The 24355-nt window shown below is 46.0% G+C and carries 20 protein-coding genes; 9 read left to right on the plus strand and 11 right to left on the minus strand.

Going from position 1 to position 24355, the window contains the following annotated elements; genetic code table 11:
• Positions 1-34 precede the first annotated feature (34 nt).
• Positions 35-925 (plus strand): LysR substrate-binding domain-containing protein, encoded by an 891-nt coding sequence (locus QMA41_RS11645; protein ID WP_281629711.1) that lies wholly within the window; start codon positions 35-37, stop codon positions 923-925.
• Between the two features lie 39 nt (positions 926-964).
• On the opposite strand, the gene QMA41_RS11650 is transcribed toward QMA41_RS11645, so the two are convergent.
• The 4 genes from QMA41_RS11650 to QMA41_RS11665 form a co-directional block, all read right to left on the minus strand.
• Positions 965-1939 carry a TAXI family TRAP transporter solute-binding subunit gene (locus tag QMA41_RS11650; protein ID WP_006960216.1) on the minus strand — a complete coding sequence of 325 codons (975 nt, stop codon included), beginning with the start codon at positions 1937-1939 and terminating at the stop codon, positions 965-967.
• 55 nt (positions 1940-1994) lie between these two features.
• Positions 1995-2846, minus strand: coding sequence for a 3-keto-5-aminohexanoate cleavage protein (locus QMA41_RS11655; RefSeq protein WP_281629712.1), 852 nt, complete (start codon positions 2844-2846; stop codon positions 1995-1997).
• Positions 2837-4168 carry an aspartate aminotransferase family protein gene (locus QMA41_RS11660; protein ID WP_281629713.1) on the minus strand — a complete coding sequence of 444 codons (1332 nt, stop codon included), beginning with the start codon at positions 4166-4168 and terminating at the stop codon, positions 2837-2839. The genes QMA41_RS11655 and QMA41_RS11660 overlap by 10 nt, the downstream gene beginning before the upstream one ends.
• A 149-nt stretch (positions 4169-4317) precedes the next feature.
• The gene (locus tag QMA41_RS11665) at positions 4318-5238 is read right to left on the minus strand and encodes a DUF368 domain-containing protein (protein ID WP_281629714.1); all 921 of its coding nucleotides are present in this window, start codon (positions 5236-5238) and stop codon (positions 4318-4320) included.
• A gap of 644 nt (positions 5239-5882) precedes the next feature.
• On the opposite strand from QMA41_RS11665, the gene gltS reads away from it, so the two are divergent.
• Positions 5883-7109 carry a sodium/glutamate symporter gene (gltS, locus tag QMA41_RS11670; protein ID WP_006960220.1) on the plus strand — a complete coding sequence of 409 codons (1227 nt, stop codon included), beginning with the start codon at positions 5883-5885 and terminating at the stop codon, positions 7107-7109.
• Positions 7110-7168: 59 nt separating this feature from the next.
• Here gltS and QMA41_RS11675 read toward each other — a convergent pair whose 3' ends face one another.
• Positions 7169-8299, minus strand: coding sequence for an HlyD family secretion protein (locus QMA41_RS11675; RefSeq protein ID WP_006960221.1), 1131 nt, complete (start codon positions 8297-8299; stop codon positions 7169-7171).
• Entirely contained in the window at positions 8299-8688 is a 390-nt protein-coding gene (locus tag QMA41_RS11680; protein ID WP_006960222.1) for a DUF3302 domain-containing protein, read from the minus strand. The genes QMA41_RS11675 and QMA41_RS11680 overlap by 1 nt, the downstream gene beginning before the upstream one ends.
• 137 nt (positions 8689-8825) lie before the next feature.
• On the opposite strand from QMA41_RS11680, the gene QMA41_RS11685 reads away from it, so the two are divergent.
• Positions 8826-9716 (plus strand): DMT family transporter, encoded by an 891-nt coding sequence (locus tag QMA41_RS11685; RefSeq protein WP_198562580.1) that lies wholly within the window; start codon positions 8826-8828, stop codon positions 9714-9716.
• Between the two features lie 3 nt (positions 9717-9719).
• Here QMA41_RS11685 and QMA41_RS11690 read toward each other — a convergent pair whose 3' ends face one another.
• The 4 genes from QMA41_RS11690 to deoD all read right to left on the minus strand — a co-directional run bounded on the left by QMA41_RS11690 (position 9720) and on the right by deoD (position 15138).
• On the minus strand, positions 9720-11300 hold the full coding sequence (locus QMA41_RS11690; protein WP_045987445.1) for a GGDEF domain-containing protein: 1581 nt from the start codon (positions 11298-11300) through the stop codon (positions 9720-9722).
• Positions 11284-12768 carry a hypothetical protein gene (locus tag QMA41_RS11695; protein WP_006960225.1) on the minus strand — a complete coding sequence of 495 codons (1485 nt, stop codon included), beginning with the start codon at positions 12766-12768 and terminating at the stop codon, positions 11284-11286. The genes QMA41_RS11690 and QMA41_RS11695 overlap by 17 nt, the downstream gene beginning before the upstream one ends.
• 126 nt (positions 12769-12894) lie before the next feature.
• Positions 12895-14364, minus strand: a complete 1470-nt coding sequence (locus tag QMA41_RS11700) for a lactate dehydrogenase (protein WP_281629715.1) — start codon at positions 14362-14364, stop codon at positions 12895-12897.
• Positions 14365-14427: 63 nt separating this feature from the next.
• Positions 14428-15138: a purine-nucleoside phosphorylase gene (gene deoD / locus QMA41_RS11705; protein WP_281629716.1), complete on the minus strand. Its 711-nt coding sequence runs from the start codon at positions 15136-15138 to the stop codon at positions 14428-14430.
• A gap of 350 nt (positions 15139-15488) precedes the next feature.
• Here deoD and QMA41_RS11710 point away from each other — a divergent pair, with 350 nt between their 5' ends.
• From QMA41_RS11710 to QMA41_RS11725, 4 genes are read left to right on the plus strand one after another with little or no spacing between them, the layout of a single operon-like run.
• Complete coding sequence (locus QMA41_RS11710; RefSeq protein WP_006960228.1) at positions 15489-16439, plus strand: DUF523 and DUF1722 domain-containing protein; 951 nt, start codon at positions 15489-15491, stop codon at positions 16437-16439.
• Position 16440: 1 nt separating this feature from the next.
• Complete coding sequence (locus tag QMA41_RS11715; protein WP_043010847.1) at positions 16441-17226, plus strand: MerR family transcriptional regulator; 786 nt, start codon at positions 16441-16443, stop codon at positions 17224-17226.
• A gap of 4 nt (positions 17227-17230) precedes the next feature.
• Positions 17231-18646: a deoxyribodipyrimidine photo-lyase gene (gene phrB / locus QMA41_RS11720; RefSeq protein ID WP_281629717.1), complete on the plus strand. Its 1416-nt coding sequence runs from the start codon at positions 17231-17233 to the stop codon at positions 18644-18646.
• A 1-nt stretch (position 18647) separates the two neighbouring features.
• The gene (locus QMA41_RS11725; protein ID WP_029236232.1) at positions 18648-19559 is read left to right on the plus strand and encodes a L,D-transpeptidase family protein; all 912 of its coding nucleotides are present in this window, start codon (positions 18648-18650) and stop codon (positions 19557-19559) included.
• A gap of 63 nt (positions 19560-19622) precedes the next feature.
• Here the strand turns inward: QMA41_RS11725 and QMA41_RS11730 are convergent, their stop codons facing one another.
• Positions 19623-19871, minus strand: a complete 249-nt coding sequence (locus QMA41_RS11730; protein ID WP_006960232.1) for an Lpp/OprI family alanine-zipper lipoprotein — start codon at positions 19869-19871, stop codon at positions 19623-19625.
• A gap of 344 nt (positions 19872-20215) precedes the next feature.
• Between QMA41_RS11730 and QMA41_RS11735 the strand changes: the two genes are divergently transcribed.
• Both QMA41_RS11735 and QMA41_RS11740 read left to right on the plus strand, forming a co-directional pair.
• A complete protein-coding gene (locus tag QMA41_RS11735) occupies positions 20216-21559 on the plus strand; it encodes a DEAD/DEAH box helicase (RefSeq protein WP_031343167.1) in 1344 nt (447 codons plus the stop codon).
• Positions 21560-21851: 292 nt separating this feature from the next.
• Positions 21852-24323: a collagenase gene (locus QMA41_RS11740; RefSeq protein WP_281629718.1), complete on the plus strand. Its 2472-nt coding sequence runs from the start codon at positions 21852-21854 to the stop codon at positions 24321-24323.
• The last annotated feature ends 32 nt before the right edge of the window (positions 24324-24355 follow it).

Raw genomic sequence — 24355 nt, forward strand, 5'->3', positions numbered from 1 at the left:
TGCATGTATGAATTAAAGGAATAGATTCACACCTATGCTCAAAGGAAGCGAACTTCCATCGATTAAAGCACTGCGATCCTTTATCGCTGTTGCTCATCATCAGAGTTTTTCAAAAGCAGCAGAAGAGCTTTATGTCACTCAGGGCGCTGTTAGTAAGCAGATAGCGATACTGGAGCAAATGGTTGGTCAGCCACTGTTAGAGCGCCAGTTGAATGGCATTGAGTTGACGACTGCTGGAAAGCAATATTTACCCAAAGTTATTGAAGCGCTGGAGATCATCCGGCACGCTACTGCCAGCTTGATTCAAAGTGATACTCAGCAAGAGTTACTGACTATTGATGTGACGCCTTCGTTTGCCAGCTTATGGCTGTTGCCTAAGATCGAAGAGTTCCGCCGTTTGCATCCACAGCTGCAGGTTAAAATTCGCACTCGCGAGAATACCCAGCTTAAACTTGCGGGTGAATCGGATATCGCCCTGCGTTGCTTGCCGTTGTCTCAGCACTACGAGCACAGCCAACTCTTGTGTCAGGAAAAGTTGCTTTTGATTGGTGAACAATCTGCGACCTGTAGCGACGTCACTTCTGTCTTAACTCAGCATGCATTAATTCCTCACACCACCAGACCACAGTTGTGGGAGCTGTTTAAGTTAGAACATCAGTGCGCGGAGTCGCTCAACTATTATGGTGTTGGCTACGAACATTTTTACTTGTCATTGGAGGCGGTGAAGCGGGGGAAAGGGCTGGCTTTGGTGCCTGATTTTATGGCGAGTGAAATGTTGGAAAACGCTCAGGTGAGCAATCTGCTTGGCCTATCCATGCTAAGTGGCTATGGCTACTATTTGAGTGTGCCGAATTACCGTTTGGCTTCAAGGAAAGTTCAGCTCTTTCACCAGTGGCTCAGAGACGAACTCGAAGAAAGTAATTAAAAAACCCGGCGTTTGCCGGGTTTGTTACTTATGACGTGGTTACTTAATCAGTCCCACTTCTTTGTAGTATTTCAGTGCACCTGGGTGAAGAGGTGCAGACAGACCGTCTTTGACCATCTCTTCTTTTTTCAGGTTTGCGAACGCAGGGTGTAGTTTGCGGAAGTTATCGAAGTTTTCGAATACTGCTTTCACAATGTTGTATACCACATCTTCCGGTACCGCAGTGGAAGAGACAAACGTTGCGCCAACACCAAATGTTTGCACATCATCAGGGTTGCCCTTGTACATGCCACCTGGAACCGTTGCAGTACGGTAGTAGCTGGCATCAGACAGTAGCTTGTCGACTTGTGGACTTGCTACCTGAACGATATTACTTTCACATGACGTTGTAGCTTCCTGAATCGCACCACTTGGGTGGCCTACCACATAAACCATCGCGTCAATTTTGTTATCGCACAATGCTTTCGACTGTTCAGCCGCTTTCAGTTCTGAAGCCAGCTTAAAGTCTTTAGTTGTCCAACCATACTGGTCCATCAGAACTTCCATTGTGCCGCGTTGGCCTGAGCCTGGGTTACCTATGTTGACTCGTTTACCTTTCAGATCTTCAAAGCTCTTGATGCCCGAATCGGCGCGAGCAACAACGGTGAACGGTTCTGGGTGAACAGAGAACACAGCGCGTAGCTCTTTGAATGGGCCCGCTTCAGAGAACTTGCTTGTTCCGTTGTAGCCGTGATATTGCCAGTCAGACTGTGCGATACCTAAGTCCAGTTCACCCGCACGAATCGTGTTGATGTTGTAGATGGAACCACCGGTAGACTCAACAGAACAACGAATGCCGTGTTCTTTTTTCGTCTTGTTTACCAAACGGCAAATAGCACCGCCTGTTGGGTAGTAAACGCCTGTGACACCACCGGTACCAATGGTTACAAATCTGTCAGCAGCCGAAGCGTAAAAAGTGGCGCCTAAAAGTGCAGTTGCTGAGGCGGCAGTCAGTACGTTTTTTAGCAATGTCATAATAATTCCTTTTTATTGCGTGTAACGATCCTATCTTACTTACCAGAGGCACGAATCAGTTTTTGTTTAGTGCCTTTCGGAAACTATAAGCATCATGAATGCAAATGTTTAATAATTTGTTAATTTTTTTGAGGTTTCTCACTTGTTCTGCATTATTAATGGCTGGAATTCCTTGTGGATCAAGGTGATTGTTCTCAAACCCAACTCGTACATCGAGGCCAAGTAGCATGGCACTGATGAGGCAGTCCTGCTCACGATCGCCAAACGCACATACCGCGAGGTGAACGTTTTGTTGAACAAACAGACTCAAGTCAAGTCGCTTTAAATCCCACGGACTGGATTGCTGTTCGTTATGGTATCGGCCAAGAACGACGAGAGCGTGTTGATTCATGGTAGGCAAGACTCCCAGAGCACGTAGCTGGAAGTAACGGTCAATATCATCTTGATCGTAGAGAATGATTTGGCTGATGATTCCGTGTTCCGCGACCCAGTGAAAAAAGGCTTTTCCAGATTTAATGTGGGTGTCATCGGGTATCAATTCACGCAGTGCGAATGAGGCGGCTTCGGGCTTGACCGCTTTAGTCAGTGCTATTTGCTGCTCTGCACTATAAATCCCTACGGCTTCGGTTGTCAGCTGGACGATAATGCTGTCACCGACGGCCTGTTTCACCTTGTCATACAGTTGGCGATTGGGTTCGATCTCTAGGCTGTGCTGACCATGTTCATCTCGACAGTGAAGATGAATCATTGCAGCGCCGGCATCACGACATGCAATGACCTCAGAGATAATTTCTTCCTCGGTCATTGGAAGATTGGGATGATCTCGCTTGGTTTTACGCGCTCCATTTGGTGCCACGATAATTGCGCTGGTTTGCTGGTGGCCAGCATCACCTGTTGCTAAATCCATGTTCCGGACACCTCAGTCAATGTGGTTTTCAGTTTAGTCACAATCTCGTCGATGTGGCTTGGTTCGATGATGAAAGGTGGCGCTAACAGAATGTGATGACCTTGTTTTCCGTCAATCGTCCCGGACATTGGGTAACACATCAGGCCATTTTTCATTGCTTGAGACTTAACCGCAGTGTGGGCTTTTGTGGCGATATTGAGCGGAGCTTTGCTTGCTTTATCCTTGACGAGTTCAATGCCAAGGAAGAGTCCTTTGCCTCGAATATCGCCCACGTAAGGCAAATTGCCCAACTCACTCGACAGGGCTTGTTTAAGCTCTGCTCCGTGAGATTGCACCGCAGACAACAAAGATTGTTGTTGAATAGCTTCGACTGTGGCCAGTGCAGAGGCACATGCCATCGGGTGAGCCATAAATGTGTGACCGTGCTGGAAGAAGCCGCTGCCATCGGCAATAGCTTGGTAAATCCGGTCATTGGCGATGGTGGCACCGATAGGTTGATAACCCGCTCCCAGTCCTTTCGCAATACAGACCAAATCGGGTTCTATCTGCTCTTGCTCGAATGCAAAGAAACTGCCGCTGCGACCGACTCCGCACATGACTTCATCCAAAATGAGCAACACTTCATATTGATCGCAAATTTCTCGAATTCGTTTGAAGTAGCCTTCTGTCGCAGGCACGGCGCCAGCAGTCGCGCCAACAACAGGTTCAGCGACAAACGCCATGACGTTTTCTGCGCCTAATTCTAGGATTTTTTCTTCAAGCTGATTGGCACTGCGAAGTGAATAGTCCAGCTCTGACTCTTGTGGCTGCTGCAATCGGTATGCGAAACAGGGGTCAATATGGTGACTGGTTGCGAGCAGTGGCTGAAATGGCTCGCGGCGCCATTCATTTCCGCCGACAGCAAGTGCTCCTAGCGTGTTGCCGTGGTAACTCTGTTTACGCGCAATGAACTGAGTCTTGTTTGGTTTGCCCAACTCAACAAAATACTGTCGAGCCATTTTTAGCGCCGACTCCACGGCTTCAGAACCTCCGCTGACAAAGTAAGCGTGATTGAATTGCGAAGGCATCAAAGCACACAGCGCATCGGCCAATTGTTCACAGGGCTCGTTGGTAAAAAAACCAGTGTGAGCAAAAGGAATACGCTCAAGTTGTTCAGCGATGGCTTGTTTGACCATCGGGTGGCTATGGCCAAGATTAGAAACTGCAGCGCCGCCACAAGCATCTAGGTAAGCTTTTCCATGCTTATCATAAAGATAAACACCTTCGCCGTGGCTGATAGTAGGTAGTTGTGTATGACAGTGTCGGTGGAATACGTGAGACATAACAGGTCACTCGGTGGTCGCATTAGCCTTATCCTGTACAACAAAGCTTAGACGCGCAATCGATTAAAAGTTGACCGTTATGAGTTTTTGGAATGAGGTTGAGAATACAGAGATGAAAAAAAGCAGCCAACAGGCTGCTTTTAAAACAATTAGATATCGCGACTTTCGGCAAATTTTTCCAAGCCGAGGACCAGCGCAATGGCACACAACATGAGAACGATGGCGATGCCTATCTGAGCAGGTTGTGAGGTGATGGCTTCAAAATCAAACGGTGATAGGTTGCGTTCAATCAACGGGACTTGCTCACCACTTGAGTTAGTACGCCACGTCAACGTTTCTTTCCAAGGCCAGATCTTTGGCAATGTGCCAATCATTAGGCCAGTCAGGAAGATAAGAGTGATGTCTCTGAATCGTTTTAGGAGCCAGGATAAGACGTGGGAAAAGCTCAGTAAACCAATGACACAGCCAGTGAGGAATAACAGCAGAATGGTGATATCCAATGATTTGACTGCGCCAAGTACAGGGCTGTACATGCCAATGAGCAGCAGGATAAAACTGCCAGAGATGCCGGGTAAGATCATCGCGCAAATGGCGATCGCTCCAGCAAACATGACATTAATGCTGGTCGGATCCATTTGAAGGGGTTTGAGAATGGTAATGCTGTAAGCAAACCCGGCCCCAAGTAATAGGAAGATAAGGCGACTGAAGCTTCTTTTTTCTATTTGTTTCAGTATATGGAAAACGGAAACCAGAATCAGGCCAAAGAAAAAAGACCATAACGGAATAGGGTGTGTCACCAGCAACCACGAAATCAGCTTAGCTAGTGTTGCAATGCTGGTGAGAACGCCCCCGAATAAGGCGATGAGGAAGAAGCCGTTGATATGGTTAAACGCAGCTTTAACGCCATCGCGTTTCAATACGCCAATCAGGCTGGGATTAATGCGTCGGATGCTTTCCAACAATGTGTCATAAATGCCTGTAATGAAGGCGATAGTGCCACCAGAAACTCCTGGTACAACGTCGGCCGCGCCCATGGCTAAGCCTTTACAGAAAGTGGATAGATAATTCATTCGATACAGCAATTCAGTTCAGGTAGTGGGAGTATATCGACAATAACGTAAAAAAAGTATGAAAATAGTGCATTGATAAACTAGTTGATAAGATACTTGTTTAATATCGAATTGCACTTATTTGCAAAATGCAATTTTCATTTTGCACATTCAATATAATAAATTGGCTAAAAGTTGGATCAATATTGTGGTTTTATGGGTTTTAAAGTTGGCACGCTACATGCATTAAAGTGATTGACCCTTATTAAGCCGAGGGTCACCTAGCCAACTGACGTTGTTAGTGAATGAATTTGTTCACACTATATATATGCCAATCGCCTTCATTGCGGTTGGCTTTTTTTTGTCCTTTGGTTAACTCTTGGTCAATTTACACGGATTCATGACACGAATTTTCTGTCTATACTCGACAAACGCCTGCGAGTTTATTAATAATGTCCGCTTTCTTTTTATAGCCCTAAAGTACACCGTAGGGTTTCGCTGTTGAAATGGAGTGGGGAAACCCGCTGTAGAGAGGACGTTTTTCAATAGAGAATATCTCAATCAGTGCCTGCAATTGTTACCTGAGACCTTGGTAGCAAAATGGCCCAGAGCAGTATGCTCTTAACTCGTTAGGGAAGATGAGTGACAGACAATAAAGAGGTTATATGAATCAGATAATTTCGGTTGGACCACTAGAATCTTTCTTAATCGCAATCAGCGTGTTGTTTCTTGGTCACTTTGTAAACTCAAAGCTCCCTATTCTGAAGAAGTTTAATATTCCAGAGCCTATTGTTGGTGGTTTGATCGTTGCGATGATCATCACGGGAATGCATTTTAATGGGGTTAGCTTAGAGTTCTCATTACCGTTGCAAAACACCTTTATGTTGATGTTCTTCAGCACTGTTGGTCTGGCTGCAAATTACACGCAACTGATGAAAGGCGGCGCTAAAGTCTTTCTATTCCTAGCCGTTGCGTCTTTTTACATCATCATTCAAAACGGTGTTGGTGTGTCAATGGCGACAGCGCTTGGTTTGGATCCTCTAATGGGGTTAATTGCTGGCTCCATCACATTGTCGGGTGGACATGGTACGGGTGCAGCATGGTCTCAGACTTTTACTGACACTTACGGTTTGAGTAATACACTTGAAATTGCAATGGCATCTGCGACTTTTGGTCTGATCATTGGCGGTATTATCGGTAGCCCGGTTGCTCAGAAATTGGTTACTAAACATAACTTCGAATCTGAATACGGACGCGGAACACAAACCCATGAAAAGTTCCCTGAAGTCGTGACGTATAACGAATACGAAGAAGATAAGGTGACTGCGAAAAAGGTCATTGAAATCCTGTTTATTCTTCTTATCTGTGTAACTGGTGCTAAATACCTTGAACAGTGGGTGAGTAGCTTGGAAATCAGTTGGCTGATGATTCCAGACTTTGTTTACGCTTTGTTCATCGGTGTCTTCATCACCAACGTTATGGAAGTTACTAAGACACACAAGGTAGATGCAGAAACCGTTGATATTTTGGGCACGGTCTCGCTGTCTTTGTTCTTGGCTATGGCACTGATGAGCCTGAAACTATGGAACATCTTTGACTTGGCGATTCCGTTCTTAATCATTCTGTCGGTTCAGTCTGTCATTTTAGGTATTTTTGCGTACTTTGTGACGTTCAAAGTGATGGGCTCAAACTACGATGCAGCTGTTATTGCGGGTGGTCACTGCGGTTTTGGCCTTGGGGCAACACCGACAGCTGTTATGAATATGGGTTCTCTGGTGAATAAGTTTGGCCCTTCACCGCAAGCGTTTATGGTGGTGCCGATTGTTGGTGCTTTCTTTATCGACATTGTTAACTTAATTATCCTTCAAGGGTATATCTCCTTTATCGGCTAATAAGTTCATATATAAAAGAAAAGGCCTCTTTAAGAGGCCTTTTTGCTTTCTGACGGATTTTAATGGTCTAGGTAGAGATAGTTCTGCCAGCTTTTCATTCTAATGAGTACTTTACGCATAATGGATACATGAGTGAATTGATCGGAGTAAACCGCAACTTCGACCGCTGTCCCCATGGGTAAGTGGTAGTCAGATAAGTCATCAGTGATCTTCAGAGTAACAAAGACTCGCCCACTGGTGCGCAATGCCTCCGTGCCAAGCAGGGCGCCACGGGCCTGAAATTGGCTTTCGCCAATGGCGGGCAACACATCTACTACTTCCCCTTTAAAGACCTTGCCTGGAAGCGCTCTGAAGAGAAATTCTGCTTCATAACCCGGCTGTAAGCGTTGTAAGGAATTTTGCCTGAACGCGGCTGCATAAAGCGTTTCCTCTGTATGAACAAAGGTCATCACAGGTGCTAACGGCAGTGGAACTGCCATAACCCCAGGTCGCAGAGCTAACTGCGTTGCAAAACCATCGGTGGGAGCTCTGACGATGGTTTGTTCAAGATCGAACTCAGCTTGACGCAGCTCCGCTAGCAAACGCGCCACTGTTGTGTTTTCTCCACCAATTTCAGAGTTGAGTGCTATCTTGGCTTGATCCACTCTGGCTTCCGCAACTTTGACCGCAGCCTCAGTGGCTTTGTATTCTTGGCGTCGGGTGTCCAGTTCTTGCTCGGTGAAGGCGCCTTTATCGTAGCCACGTTGATAACGAGCGTATTCACGTTGTGCCTTATCTCTATCTGCGATGGCTTGAGCTTGAGCGGCTTGCGCTTCTTGCACATCAGACTCCAGTCCAAGTGCGCCTTGGCTGGCTTCTTTAATTTGTGCTTCAAGCTTTTCAACTTCAGCTTCGTATGGGATAGGGTCAATCATGAAGAGAATGTCCCCTTGTTTGAGTGGTTTATTGGGCTCAACAGGCACTTCGATAACACGGCCTCTTACTCCTGAAACGATAGGAGTGCTAGAAAAGACCTGATTGCCAAGCTGGGTAAAGGGATGGTTGTAGTTCATCAACAAAATTAAGGTGCCGACTAAAACCACACCTCCCAATACGGCTGTTGGGACGGTCCATTTATTGAGAGGAATATTGAAGATTTTAAAGATTGCAATGCACAAAGCGGCGTAGGTCAGAATGAGAAGTAAATCCATTATTGCTCCTCCTCATGTTCATCGATACGGGGTGTTACAGTCGTTTGATTGTTGTGTTGCTGCTTAAGTTCAAGGACTTCCTTTTGTAGCTGGCTTACTTGATCAATCAGTGAATCAACACGGTGATGAATATCGTGTTGTTCTTCTTCCAGCTTTTGAAAGCCCCACCCTCGTTCCTGACGCCATAAGGTGGCCCATATCCAGAGAAAAGGCCAGATGGCGTGAAGTGTGAAGAGACTCACCCAGCCAGCATAATGAATCGCATCCTGATGTGGATGCTCTCGCTCCTTGGCTATCTCATACGGAATATCGTGAATCACGATAATGCCGTAGAAAATGACCAGAGCAACAAAGATGAGTAGACCTAGCGCGAAATAGTCCAAAAACATAAATGCGTCCTGTTATTGTGTTTGTATTCAATAAAACGTACGGTGATACAAAGCTAAGTATAGAAATAAAAACAAGATATTAGAGAGACTTTGTAAGTCTGCCTCTTTTTTTTTCAAATCAATACTAAGGTCAATAGATGGAGTTTCAGGGAGAGATTGCCGCGTTGTCGGCTGCAGTGGTCTGGGCGCTGGCGACTTGGATTTACAGTCAATTCAGTCATCACTTTTCAGCTATGCAGCTCAATATTGTTAAAGGTGTCGCCGCTTCAGGCATGATGCTGGTGGTGATGCCATGGATTGAGATGCCCACAATGGCGATATCTGCTACTCATTTGGCTATATTGGCAGTGTCGGGAATCATTGGTATTGCCGTCGGAGACAGCGCTTATTTCGCCTCCTTAAAGCGAATTGGTGCCAATAAAACTTTGCTACTGGAATCCTTAGCGCCGCCGCTTTCAGGTGTGTTGGCGCTGGTCGCCCTAGGTTCGGTTCTACCTCTGCAAAGTTGGCTCGGTGTGTTATTGACAACCTTAGCCGTCACCTTCGTTATTTTTCAGCCTGATGCCAGTGGTCAACAAACGAATTGGTCAGGTGTCGGTTTTGGTTTGCTGGCGAGTGTATGTCAGGCATCGGGAGTGGTGATCTCACATTACGCCTTGGTGGCCGGAGATTTGCCGCCTCTGTTAGGAGCACTAATCCGATTGTCTGTCGGTGTGTTGGCGGTGGCTATGGTGATTGTGGTATTTGAGAAAACCCCTTTCTCTTCAATGAAAAAGCATTTAGGACAACTTACGAAATCGGCCTTTCTGTGGCTGCTAGGTGCGATTTTTGTCGGGACTTTTTTAGCATTATGGCTTCAACAAATCGCTTTGAAACACGCTAATCCGGCTGTTGCTCAAACTCTGATTGCAACCAGCCCGTTATTCATGTTGTTTATCTATATGGTGAAAGGGGAGAAAGTCACAGCCAAAAGCATCATTGGCACTTTGGCTGCGGTTGGTGGGATATCGTTGTTCTTTTTGCGTTAAATCTTATTCCGTACAGACTTGATTACGGCCGTTGGCTTTTGCTCGGTATAGGGCTTTATCTGCACGGTAGAACGTACGCTGGGTGTTTTCGCCCTCTCGGTGAAGGGTTATGCCAATACTGACGGTTAGGCCACGTTCACCAAGAATATCTTGCCAGCCAAATTTAAAAATACGCTCACGGTAATTTTCAGCATGCATCGTGGCTTGTTCCAGTGTGGTACGCTCAAGAATAACCAAAAACTCCTCCCCACCAAATCGTACGCTCGATGCACCGCGGAACTTAAAGTAGGCAGACAGCTCATGAGAGACGTTCACGATGGCTTTATCGCCAACTAAGTGGCTCAGCTCGTCGTTAATGGATTTAAAATGGTCAATATCGATAACCATGAGCGCAAAAGGTACGTCATGCAACAATAGGTCTTTGAGCTTCACATCCAGCCAGCGTCGGTTGTGTAGGCTGGTCAGCGGATCGGTAAATACATCTTGTTGGAGTTGAGCCACGGTGTGCTTCTGGCTTTCCGTGGTTTCTTTGAGCTCACGATTTTCAAGTTCAGATAGAATCAGTTTTAGTTGCAGTTCAAATCGCGATAAACGTCGTAGCTGTGCAGCACCAAGTTCACCGATTGGGATCTGCTTCATCAAGTCACTTTCGATGCGAAATGCTCGCTTCTGGCATTCCAGTGCTTTTTGGAAATCGCCTTGTTGCTCGTATATATCACCTAATGCCGTATTCAGTTTGAGGTTGAGTACAGGTGAAGCGTAACGTCTGATCTTCTTCTGGGCGCTTTCTAGTACCCAGTTCGCCAAATGAGGTTTGTTTGATTCATTGAGGCTATGCGCCAGCTCAAGACGAATCATATTCGACAGCCAGATCGAGTGGATATTACCGGCAGTGTATTGAACGTTGCCCAAACACTCTATCGCTCTATCTTGTTTGCCTTGTCGACGATACAGCTTTGCCTGATAGAGCAGGATTTGCCCAGCAAGTACCTTGTCGCTGACCAGAATCGCTAGCTCAGAGCACTCTTTAAGTAGGTCTTTTGCTGCCGAGGTGCGATTAAGCTCGATATAGCACGACAACATGTATAGCTTGTAGCGTAGACGCAATGAGCGGCTGGAGATGGCATGATCGATACCATCTATCTTTTGATAGTAGCGTAATGCCCGGTTATGGTCGCCGTAGGCATCACATAGATTGCCCATGCCCAATACCGCAAGTACATAGGCGTCGATATGGCTGGTATCGACGGCAATGGTTGATGATGAAATGTACTCCTGCAATGCACCTGAGTAATCGCCCCCTTCCACCAGTCGATCGGCTAAGCTGTTTTTCACCTCTAGGATCAACTCTGCGTCGCTTGGCAGAGATAGGTGTTCGAGTGCACTTCTTAACTCTTCAATGCTGATTTTGGGCTGTTTGAGCTCATTGCGATACTCAGCACTGATGATTAAGCTTTGCGCTTTTTCCTGAGGCGTGGTCGCAATATGCTGACGAATGTGGTTCCAGAAAATAATCGCCTCTTCACCTGAAACAGAAGAAGCATCTAAACCCGATTCGGAGATTTTATTAAGCAAAGTTTCCATTCTGTACTTCCAATGGTTGGCTTTCTTCTAGTTGTTCTAAAGTAAATGGGAACGTCAGGATGTCTTGAAAAACCACTTTGGGCAGTGATTTATTGAGTCCTTTTCGATGCCATGGGTAGATTTCGATCATTTTTGCTAATACGTGAAACACTTGCAAAGCGGCATCGTCTTTCTCTGCGAGCAGGACACCGAGGCGATCACTACTGAGTCGAGAAAGGAGGTCTTGCTGTGTACACAAAGAGTGTGCGAGTTCAGCACACACTTCAATGTATTCAGGGTCGCTGTGCTGAATGATAACGACTGCATGGTTAGAACGTTTCAGTTCGGTCTTGAACAGAACCAGTTGCTCCCACCAGTAAATCTCAGACACCATCTGATTAAGGTGCTTTTCTGGATCGTATTCGTGTTGGCCACGAATGCGGTTAATCAATTTGCGCGCGCGCTGTTCGAGTTGACGCTTCGATGCTCGGGCTTTGTCGTTACTTACTCGGGCAGTTTGCTCTCTGAGCATATCTGTTGAGTGTTTACGGTATTTTTGAAACGCGTGCAGGGCCTCTTTAAAGTTACCTTGCTCTTCAGCCACACGTGACTGCTGAAAACAAATCTGCGACAACAGTTCGCCGTTATCGAAAGACGACGCTGAACGTTCGGCTTGTACTAGTAGTTTGGTGGCTTCTTCCGGGCGCTTTCTCAATAATTCTAGTCTTGCCTGGCTGATGTAAGAGTGCGCTTTCATCCACACCAGATCGTGTTTTTCAGCCAGGTCTTGTGCCTTACCCGTTGCAATTTCTGCGTCTTCAATCCGCTCAAGCCCTAGCAGGGCTAATCCTCTGAAGTCCCAGACTTCTGCTTGCCAGGTTTTATCTTCGTGGCCTTTGAGTGCCTCGGTCGCGCCATCGAGTACAGTCAGCATCTCAACATAGTTGTTGAGTAGGTAAAGGTCCCATGCCAGTAGAATTCTCGCTTTGCCTTCAAGCCAACCGATACGTGTATTATTGGCAACGGTCACGGCCAGTTCGTGAGTCGTTTTGGCGAGCTGATATTCATGAGTAATTCGCCAGACGTTGCCTAGCCCGATTAAGCATTCGATTTGTATTTCGATTTCATCGACCAGAGCGGATTGCTCAAGGGCGTTAATCCAGAACTGTTGGGCAGAGTAATATTTGGCTTGGCCCCAGAAGTGGAGCGCATGGATATGAAGAATCTCAGGAAGAAAGTCGTCGGTATCTAGGGAGTTGAGTTTACTATGGGCTTCTTTGATGTATTTTAGCCCACGCCGATAATCCATCAGGCTCCAGGCACAGCGAGACATGATAATCAGACACTGTACAGCCCCTTCTGGGTACAAAATCTGACTGGCGCGCGTCGCGCACTGTTCAGCGATGGCTAAAACCTTTTCAGGCTCACTTTCAATTCGTGCTTTGAGCTGTTCAATCTCTGTATCTAGCAGATGCTGGCTTTTATCCAATGAATCAATCCCTTAACAGCCATTCTTAATATCATTCAAAAGTATTATAAAAATAGTGACTGATGTAACTCTAGTAAAAGCATTAATACGCCTAAGGTTTAATGGCGTACTTCACAATAATGGTAATTATGAAAGCAGTTCCCGCAGAGTCAAAGGTGATTGAGTTAAACCAAGACTTTGCGCCGCTGTCATACCGCTCTTATCTTGGTAGCACAAATTATGCCATGCCCGGAAAATATCCAACATTGGTAATAAACCACCAGGGCGAAGCTTACGACGAGGTTCGTTGATAAAGCTTTCAAAAAGAGTTTGAAAGCGCTGTTGGTAGAATTCGGTCTGGCGGACGCTTGCTTTTCTAAGCCATTCTTTCGGCTCGTTATTCTGCCCTGCAAGGTAGCAAATCCCTTTTGATGAATTTGCAAAAGAGGTAATAGCCCAGCGATCGCGCCACCAACCCATATGAACAATATCGATCTTTCCGACCAGACTGTGCTCATTCCAGCTTTCATCTTCCTCGACATACATAAGGTCGACATTTTGACGCTGGATGCGTGATAAGCAAACACTCAGCGCTGCAGAACGCAAAACGGGATCTTGGGGTAGATAGATAGAAACCTGACGTTCACTGTTACACAGATCCAGTACATGGAGGAAATGAGCGTAAGAGGTATATGGCGGTCTGATCAGTGCTCCTTTTGATGGGTAGTTGAACACGGTCAGGTTACCCATCGGGTCTTCAACATTGCCACGTGCGAGGATCGTTTGATATTGCTGATCAATACGTTCTCTGAGTACAGGTGATGGCTCTGGAACTGGGATGCTGGCTTCAGATGAGTGATCGCGCGAAACGAATCGAGCGGTTTCCTGATACGGATCGTGGTCAATACTGCCTAGTGGTTCTTCATTACCAGAATAGTTGACGTGCTGGCAGAGGATGTAGCCTGAGTTGGCTTCACCAGTCGCTATCCATAGTACGCCATTATTACTCTTAGGTTGCAGAGGCACGTAGTAGGACGCCAGTTCATATTTCTCAGCATGATTGACCCAGCGTGCATCAAACATAGCCAGCTTGCGACGACATCGGCTAGCAATATGATCGAGGTGATCGTAAAACGTCTTCGGGTTGATCTCTAGCTTACGGCAGATTTCACGTACTGAGTAGCCCATAAAGAGCAGACCGAGGAGGTTTTCCTGAAAGGTGAGTTTCTTATTGGCACCTGACCATTTATCAACGAACGTCGATTGGCAAAGCTTGCAACGATAACGTTGGCGGTCACCGCTGTAACCAAAGGCATGATACAGGTGTTTATGAGTATGGACAGATAAGCCAAAATTTTCGCAATCGGTATTGCGACAGGTTGGCAGACCGTCACTGTGGAGTTGTCTTAAACGATGGAGTTCGTTTAACACTTCCTGATTGTTAAGTAAGGGGGGGAAAGCACCGCACTCCCGACATACCATCGCAGGTCGCTTAGGGTTAGCATGTTGCACGACGTATCGATGTGCATCACTCAATCCAAAGTTGTCACACGCCAATGTTTTACAAAAGTTGAGTTGTAACCCGTCTGCTTCCTGTGGCAGTTTGCCAGTTGTCACTATCTCCCCCTCGGGATTATCTGGGCTGCCAGGCTATTGGCTCTGGCAGCGAAAGATTGGCGATTAGATGTTGATGGCTGTCTCAAGCGCAACTTTCATCATGTCGTTGAAAGATTTTTGGCGCTCTTCTGAGCTCAACTTCTCGCCACGGATGATGTGGTCAGAAACCGTTAGGATAGTCAGTGCTTTTGCACCTAAATCGGCAGCAACACCGTAGATACCTGCCGCTTCCATATCAACACCTAAGATGCCTAGTTTTTCCATCTTCTCGAAGATGTCGGCTTCTGGAGTGTAGAAAAGGTCTGCAGAGAATACGTTACCTACTTTTACAGGTACTTCTTGAGCGCGTGCTTGGTTTACAGCTTCTTCTAGAAGGCCGTAATCAGCAATTGCCGCGAAGTCATGATCGTTAAAACGGATACGGTTCACTTTTGAATCTGTTGATGCACCCATACCGATGACAACGTCCATCAGGTTTACGTCATCACGTACTGCGCCACAGCTACCAACACGAATTACGTTTTTCACACCATACTCAGCGATTAGCTCGTGAACATAGATACAAGCTGATGGGATACCCATGCCGTGACCCATCACAGAAACACGTTGACCTTTGTAAGTGCCTGTATAGCCGAACATGCTACGAACATCACAAACTTGTTTTACATCTTCTAGGAATGTTTCCGCGATGTATTTAGCGCGAAGTGGGTCGCCTGGCATCAAAACCGTTTCAGCGAAATCACCTGGTTGAGCGTTAATGTGTGGGGTTGCCATAGTTGTTACTCCAAGTTTATTAGTAATTCTGTGTTCTGATTACTAATTTTGTTGATTCTCAAAAATCTGTTGAAGCAATACTAGCTAGATATGGCAAGGCTCCATGAGAAGTACGTCACAAAAGTAATCCATTTCACTATAGATGTAAGTATTTATAACGTTTTTTGTTGAAAGGGTTAATGCAATCGATTTGGAAAAACGATTGCCTCAGAATTGAACCGAAATCGTATCAATTACGTAACACTCCATTAAATTGTACATTTTTATTTCTTGTATAACTTTGAGATGTTGTGCTAAAAATTATACAAAAGATATTTTTGTACACCTCAACAAGAATACTGGAGCACAATATGAGCAACGTAATTAAAGTCGGCATTAGTTCTTGCGTTTTAGGTGAAAAAGTTCGCTTCGACTCAGGGCATAAGATTAGTAAGTTCGTCACTAAAGAACTCGCACCCTTTTTCGAGTTTGTTCCAATTTGCCCGGAAGTTGGAATGGGGATGCCCGTGCCAAGGCCGACTATCCGTTTGGTGTCGGATCAAGAACGTATTGCTTTGGTAGAAACAAAAGATGCGTCCATAGAGCACACAGACAAGATGGTAGACTACTCCAAAAATAAAGTGGCTGAGCTGCGTGACACAGAACTGTGCGGATATATTGTGTGTGCCAAATCACCAACCTGTGGCATGGAGCGGGTGAAAGTGTACAAAAAAGGTGGGGCTGACAACACTGGAGTGGGTCTTTACACCCAAGAGCTGATGAAGCAAATGCCTTGGCTACCAGTTGAAGAAGATGGCCGCTTGAACGACCCGGTTTTGAAAGAGAATTTCATTACTCGGATCTACACGCTGAGAGACTTTTACGACTCCATGGGTGGTGCTCCGACAGCCGGTAAAATTGTTGCATTTCACTCTCGCTACAAACTTACTTTGATGGCCCATCACCCTCAGTCATACAAAGAGTTAGGTCGCTTAGTTGCCAATATCAAAGAGTATGACATCGATACTTTTTATCAAGAGTACCGTGTGGGTTTGATGAATGCGGTATCGCACAGAGCAAGTCGTAAGAACAACACCAATGTGCTTATGCATGTCCAAGGATACTTCAAGCGAAACCTCGCCAAGGACCAGAAAGCGGAATTGTGTGGTGTGATTGATGAGTACCGTCAAGGCACACTTCCACTACTGGCCCCCATCACTTTACTTAAACACTATTTGGCTGCGTACCCGGATGCTTATTTATCCGAGCAGAAATATTTGCAGCCTCACCCTCAGGAAATGCGCTTGAGATATGGATTATAGAATGAAGAAATATGCAATCAGAGAAATATCAGAGCTGACGGGGGTGAAACCTGTCACTCTCCGAGCTTGGCAGCGCCGTTACAACTTGATAGAGCCTGAAAGGACAGAGAAAGGCCATCGCCTATATACACAAAAGCACATCGACTTAATCAATGACATTCAAGGCTGGTTAGGTAAAGGAGTGTCGATTGGCAAGGTGAAAGCGTTATTGGAATCTGGAAAACAGGCTGAATCCGAAGTCTCTGCCAACATGGCTCATTTAGATGATGTTGAACCTGTTTTAGATGCTTTGGCGAGCCTAAATAAAGGGAAAGCAGAAACTCTGATTCATTCAGTGCTCAAAGAGTACCCGCTCAATGTTGTGGAAACTCAGTTTATTCAGCCTGTGGAGCAGGCATTAGGACTTGTCAGACAGAACTTACGATCACTTCAATTTGGTTTATTCCAAACATTGATGCTAACCAAGCTCAACGCGATTATCGAAGCAGAAAACAAGGCCGCTCGTTCAGGTAAAGCGCTCTTTATCAGCGTTCAAGGAAGTGTGGATGTGCCATCTCGCATAATGGCTCTTTCACTGGTAGAAAAAGGGTGCAAAGTGACCATTATCGATGAGGTTGAAGACTTATCTGGACTGCTTGGTCATCCATGCCTTGAAGAGTTTTCAACCTTAGCGATTTACAGCGCACGTGCGATTAATGAGTCGCAAATGGCTGCGATCCAACAACTGGAAACCATGATTTCCGGAGAGCTGATATTGCCGGAACTGTTACAACGCCTAAAGAGGTAAAGTCATGAATCTGGTGTGGCTAAGACGCGATTTAAGAATCGAAGATAACTCAGCACTAGTTAATGCTGTAGAGACTGGTGAGCCGGTTGTCTGCATTTACACTGCAACTCCTGAGACTTGGCATGAGCACGGTTTAGCGCCTATTCAGGCAGATTTGATTTACCGTCGACTACAGGTATTAAAGCAAGATCTGGAGTCTTTGCGTATTCCACTGCTTTACGAGGAAGTGGGTACATATATTAAGAGCGCAGAGCGTGTCGCTGAGATTGCTACTTTGCTCAGTGCGAATCGAGTGTTAGTTAACAAGGAATACGAGGTTAATGAGCAGCGTCGAGATGCCACGCTTGAAATGTGCTTGAATGGCACTGCCATTCAAGTTAAGTCCAGCGATGACAAATGCATTTTCGCTCCCGGTAGTGTGGTGAACAAGCAAGGTAGCTATTTCAAAGTGTTCACACCGTTTAAGAAGGCCTACCTCGCTAAACTTGGCGAGTGCTCATTTCAAGTTCGCAAACCACAAGTGGCTTATTCGAGTAGGTTACCTGAGCACTTGAATTCTCTACTATTCGCTGATGATGTGACCTTCAGCTACCCGCGAGAGCCGAGCGACCAATTTGCCGCGGATACCCAGTCGATAATCCAAAAGCTGAGAGATTTTGATAGCCAAGACGTAGAAGGCTATGCCAGCAACCGAGATTTTCCCGCTATTGCTGGAACGAGCCAACTGTCTCCTTACTTAGCTATCGGTGCTTTATCTGTTCGTCAATGTATGGCGCGTTTGATGTTTGGCCAAGCTCCCCCTCTCAGCCAAGGTAGAGAAGTCTGGCAGAGTGAGTTGATCTGGCGTGAGTTCTATCAGCATCTGATTTATTTTGAAGCTAAGCTGAGTAAAGGAAGGTCTTTCGTTGATTGGGGGGATCGCTTGGTATGGAAGAATGAACCACAGTATATTGAGGCGTGGAAGCAGGGCGAAACTGGTTTCCCGATAGTCGATGCTGCCATGAAGCAACTTAACCAGACGGGGTGGATGCATAATCGCCTCAGAATGATAGTCGCGAGCTTTCTGGTTAAAGACCTCCACGTTGATTGGCGGGTTGGTGAGCGGTACTTCATCAATAAACTGATTGATGGCGATTACGCGGCGAATAATGGTGGTTGGCAATGGTGTGCGTCGACAGGTTGTGATGGCCAGCCATATTTTCGAATTTTTAATCCTATTACGCAGGGTGAGCGATTTGACCCGCAAGGCGAATTTGTCCGTCAATGGTTGCCTGAATTAGCACAAGTACCTGACAAATACTTGCACCAACCCTGGAAATGGAGTGGTGTAAGAAGCTTGTCATATCCGCCGCCAATAGTTGATCATAAGGTAGAAAGAGAAGTAACCTTACGGCTCTATAAGGAAGCGAAGGACGCTTAGAATGCTGCGAAAAATACTTTCCCTCTGTTGCTGCTTTAGTACCTCACTATTTGCCGCAACTTACGAATTACCTCCAGAGGGAAGCAGCATGGTCGGGCGCACACAATACCATCAAGTGGAAAGTGGTGAGAGCCTGGCAGATATTGCAAAGCAATATGATGTTGGCTTTCTTACCTTGATGGCTGCAAACAAAGGCGTGGATCCTTTCCTACCTGCTGAAGACTTTGTTCTGACGATTCCGACGCAAATCATTCTTCCTCAAGTGCCAAGAGAAGGGATAGTCATCAATCTGGCAGAGCTGCGTCTATATTACTTTCAGCCGGAGAAGAACTTAGTACATATTTTTCCGGTCGGTATAGGTCGAATTGGTCGCGACACTCCTGAGATGGTGACCAGCATTAGTCAAAAACGGCCAAATCCAACTTGGACACCACCCGCATCCATTCGCAAAGAATACCTTGAGAAAGGCATCGAGCTTCCGCGAGTTGTACCCGCAGGTCCGGAAAACCCACTTGGGGAATACGCGATGAGGCTGGCTTATGGTGTTGGCGACTACCTTATCCATGGTACTAACAAAGACTTTGGTATTGGGCTGCGTGTCAGCTCAGGTTGTATACGTATGAACCCCAAAGACATTGACTGGTTGTTTCCAAAAGTGAAGTTGGGTGAAAAAGTTCGAGTGATTAATGAGCCAGTAAAAATTGCACTAGAGCCGGATCGCAGTGTGTTTTTGGAAGCTCATGAACCGTTAACGCGAAGCGATGGTAGTAAGAAGGATTTGAAGATCCCTCAGGAACTGCAGTGGTGGTTGGAAGAGTTTGATCTATCGGATGCTAAAGCAAGAGCGGCGATTCTTGCGCAAAATGGTGTACCAGTAGAAGTGGTCTCCCCGAGTTATTCATACGTGAATTGAGTCTTGTTATAAAAGAGAAAGGGCCTGCAATTGCAGGCCCTTTCTTATCGAAAATTGACAGAATTACTTAGTGTAAGACTGAGCAATGTTGTCGATACGCTCGTTAGCGCGTGCTGCTTCTTCTTGAGCAGACATTGCTGCATCGCCTGATTTACGTACATCAGACTGTAGAGCCTGTACATCTTGGCTTAGCTGGCTAACTTGATTGCTTAACTCGTCAATTTTTGCTGAAGATGCTTCGTCTGGACCAGAAGCACAGCCAGCTAGAAGAAGTACAGAAGACGCCGCAGCTGCGATCAACATTTTGTTCATAGATGAACTCCTTGCATTGTAAGTATCAAAATGACGTCCTATACATTTCTGCTCATATAGTGACGGTTCCTAAAGTGTAGACTCAAATCTAGGCTTCAAAAAGCAGAAAAAAGTCAAAAAAACCCAAGAATTTAAGCAATTATCAAATTAGTTGATATATGTCTCACTGACGAGAGCTATAAGTGTCAATGTTCTAACTATATCGAGGGATGTAAACATGGCGAAATGAGATAATTTTCTGTGATCTCTATCCAGTATGAATCTTTCACGGTATCATAGCGCGTTTTTGAAAACTTTCGTGTTTGAGCTATAACCTAGAGCAGGGCTGAGACACATCAATGAACTTGGAGAATACTTTGCACTTTAAAGATTTAGGCCTAGACAATCGCTTACTGAAAAACCTGAAGCACTTTGACTTCAAGCAAGCGACAGAGATACAGCAACAAGCCATCCCGGTGTCGATTGCTGGTAAAGATCTGTTGGCTTCTTCGAAAACTGGCTCAGGTAAAACACTGGCGTTTGTACTACCTATGCTACACAAGTCGTTAAAGAACAAAGCATTTTCAGCGAAAGATCCTCGTGGTGTGATTTTGGCTCCGACCCGTGAATTGGCGAAGCAAGTTTACGGTGAGCTGCGTTCTATGCTGGGTGGCTTGTCTTATGACGCGACTCTAATTGTGGGTGGTGAAAACTTCAATGATCAGGTGAAAGCGTTGCGTCGTTACCCGAAATTTATTGTTGCTACACCGGGTCGTTTGGCGGACCATCTTGATCACCGCTCGCTTTACCTAGACGGATTAGAGACTCTGATCCTCGATGAAGCGGATCGTATGCTGGATCTCGGTTTCGCTCCTGAGCTACGCCGCATCCACAACGCGGCTAAGCACCGTCGCCGCCAAACGTTGATGTTCTCAGCAACTCTTGATCACGCGGAAGTGAATGAGATTGCTTTTGAGATGCTAGATGCTCCAAAACGTATCGCGATTGGTGTTTCTAATGAAGAGCATAAAGACATCACACAGAAATTCTATTTGTGTGACCACCTTGACCATAAAGAAGCGATCCTTGAGCGCATTCTAGAAGAAGCTGAATACAAGCAGCTGATTATATTTACTGCGACTCGCGTAGATACGGAGCGCTTAACGGACAAACTCAACGAGAAGAAGCTTAAAGCAATCGCTCTGAGTGGTAACCTGAATCAGACTCAGCGTAACACCATCATGAGCCAGTTTGAGCGTGCCGTGTTCAAGATTCTAGTCACAACAGATGTCGCTTCTCGTGGTCTGGATATTGCGAACGTCACACACGTTGTGAACTTTGACATGCCTAAGCATACCGAAGAGTACGTTCACCGTGTTGGTCGAACTGGCCGTGCTGGTAATAAAGGTGACGCCGTGTCTTTGGTTGGCCCGAAAGATTGGGATAGCTTTAAGCGTGTTGAAGCTTACCTCCAGCAGGACCTAACGTTCTCTGAACTGGAAGGTTTAAAAGGTAAATTCAAAGGAATCAAACCACGTAAACCGGATTATCGTGGTAAGAAGAAAGTGGTTAAGAAAGCCAAACCACAAGCGAAGAAAACAGCGAAGAAGCCTGCTCAGCGTGATAAAGGTTTCTATCAGAATGTCGCTGTGGGCGATTCGGTCTTTATCCCGAAAAAGAAAGTCGCCCCGAAAGCCGACGACGAGTAATAAGAAAGCCACCTGTAATAGGTGGCTTTTTTGTATGCATTTAACGGAACTTGTGCCGTTAAAAAGGTTGTTAAATTAGTAGCATAAGATAGCTTTTCCACCAGAAAATATAATTGAGAGCGCATTTCTGAAACCAGCAAGATTAGAAACTGAGACCACAACATCCAGTGTTAATATTTTGCTTACTATGCGCATTTTTCTCTGTTTAGAGTGAGTAGTGATCGGGTGACCGATTGCATATGGCACTTCACCGTGAAGTGCTCCTACTTAACGACAGACAGAAGAAAAAAAGATGGAACTTAAAAAAATAACAGTGGCAGTGGCTAGTGTATTACTTAGTGCGAATGCCTACGCCATCAGCGCGCCCGTACCACAGGTTGTCGAACTCGATGCAGGACACAATCACGAACATCACCATGGTGTAGAAGATCAACACCTCGAATACACCCCAACGAAACTCACTCCCCAAAAGCCTCAACCAACAATCAAAGCGTTTAACATGATTGCGGCTGATGAAGCGGCTGTACCATGTGACGTTGAAGCGTTCGCGACATCAAACAGCACCAGCCTGATTAATACCATCACAACTCAAGGTGCTAGCTGTGTTAATGAGCTGTTCTCTGCTGAAAGCCGTATTCAGGAGACAACGTTTGAATCTAGCAACATGTTTAACGTTGCCAAGCACACCACAACTTTAGCTAAGAATTACCAAGGTGGAGGAAGCGATGAGCTGGAAGCTTTGTTCCTCTATCTACGTGCTGGCTATTACGCGGAGTTTTACAACGATAAGGTCAGCTTCACCACTTGGGTGCGCCCAGCGGTGAAAGAGGCGGTAGATGCGTTTGTTGCCAACGGCAATTTCTACGAAAACAGTGACGCTCACGGTAAGGTGTTAGCAGAAGTGATCATCACTATGGACAGCGCCAGCCTAGAACATCATTACATCGATGTTGTCACGCAATGGCTGAACCGTTGGAACGCCGACTACGCGCAGAGCTGGTACATGCGTAATGCAGTAAATAGCGTCTTCACCGTGTTGTTTGGTGGCAGCTGGAATGATGAGTACAAGGCGAAAATCGGCGAACAGACTGACCTAGTGAATGCGTTATCGAGTTTCGCGCTAAACCGTAACTCAATTGGTCGTGATGATGAGTTTATGACCGCAAATGCGGGCCGTGAACTGGGTCGATTAACGCGTTATCAAAACACGCCTATTGAGGCCAATGTCAAAGCTAAGGTGAAGCAGATCTTTGATCAGTATGAGATGTATGGCTTTGGTGATTCGGTGTGGCTGGGAACGGCGGATACGGCTTCATACTACTCAGATTGTACAGAGCTGGGAATATGTAACTTCAAAACAGAATTGAAGGCATTAGTGTTGTCACAAAGCTATACCTGTGGCCCGTCGGTTCGTATTTTGTCCCAGAATATGACTCAGGTTCAACACCAAGCGGCCTGTGACAAAATGGGTTACGAGGAAGGTTATTTCCATCAGCGATTAGAAACGGGTAACCAACCGGTGGCTGATGACTACAATACTCAATTGCAAGTGAACATCTTCGACAGCAGTAATGACTACGGCAAATACGCCGGACCGATCTTTGGCATTGATACCAACAACGGCGGTATGTACCTCGAAGGTGACCCTTCCAAACAAGGCAACGTGCCTAACTTCATTGCTTATGAAGCCTCCTACGCTAATCCTGATCATTTTGTCTGGAACCTAGAACATGAGTACGTCCACTATCTGGACGGACGATTTGATATGTATGGCGATTTTGGTCATCCAACTGAAAAGGTTGTGTGGTGGAGTGAAGGGGTAGCGGAGTATATCGCCAACGAAGACAACAATCAGAAAGCCATAGATACGATCAAAGACGGCTCAACTTACACACTGAGTGAAGTGTTTGAAACAACTTACGATGGTTTTGATGTCGACAGAATCTATCGTTGGGGTTATCTGGCAGTCCGCTTCATGTTTGAGCGTCACATGGACGACGTAAATCAGATGCTGGTGGAAACGCGTAAAGGTAACTGGTCGCAATATAAAACCATCATCAACGGCTGGTCTACGGCTTACCAAAGTGAGTTTGAACAATGGCAGCAAGAGTTGGTGAATGGTGGTTCAGAACAACAGCCACCAACAGCGGTGATATCGGTCAATAGTGAGGGACAAGTAGGTGAATCCATTTCATTCAGCAGTAAAGGTAGCTCAGACTCCGACGGTCAAATCTCGAGTTACCTCTGGGAATTCGGTGACGGCGCGACCAGTTCAGAGGCCAATCCGACGCACCAATACAGTAGTGAGGGGAGTTATTCGGTCCGCTTAACGGTCACAGATAATGATGGTCTAACGGCCAATACCAACGCATCGATCAATATTCGCAGCCAAGGTGACAACGACTCTTTGCCTACCGATTGTGCTGTTCGCCCGAAAGTCAGTGGTGGGCGATTGACGGCCGGAGAGCCAGTATGTTTGGCGTCGCAGTCGCCAATATGGCTGAGTATCGAAGGGGTTAATGAATATCAGTCGATGTCGATTACATCGGCGCATGGTACTGGTGATCTCAAACTGGAGTACAGTAACTTTGGCTGGCCAAATGATGAAGGCTCCAATCTTCATGGATGGTCTGATAATTCAGGAAACTCAGAATGTATCACTATTAATGGTCAGGCGAATTACTGGGGGTACTTGAAAGTGTCAGGAGAGTTCAGCAACGCAGCACTGGTGGTTGACTTCAATACATCAGGTTGCCGTCAATAGGTCGTGACTTCGAACAAAGCTCAGCATTCGCT

The sequence above is a fragment of the Vibrio sp. St2 genome, from assembly GCF_947311885.1.
In the GTDB taxonomy this organism is placed as follows: Bacteria; Pseudomonadota; Gammaproteobacteria; order Enterobacterales; family Vibrionaceae; genus Vibrio; species Vibrio coralliilyticus.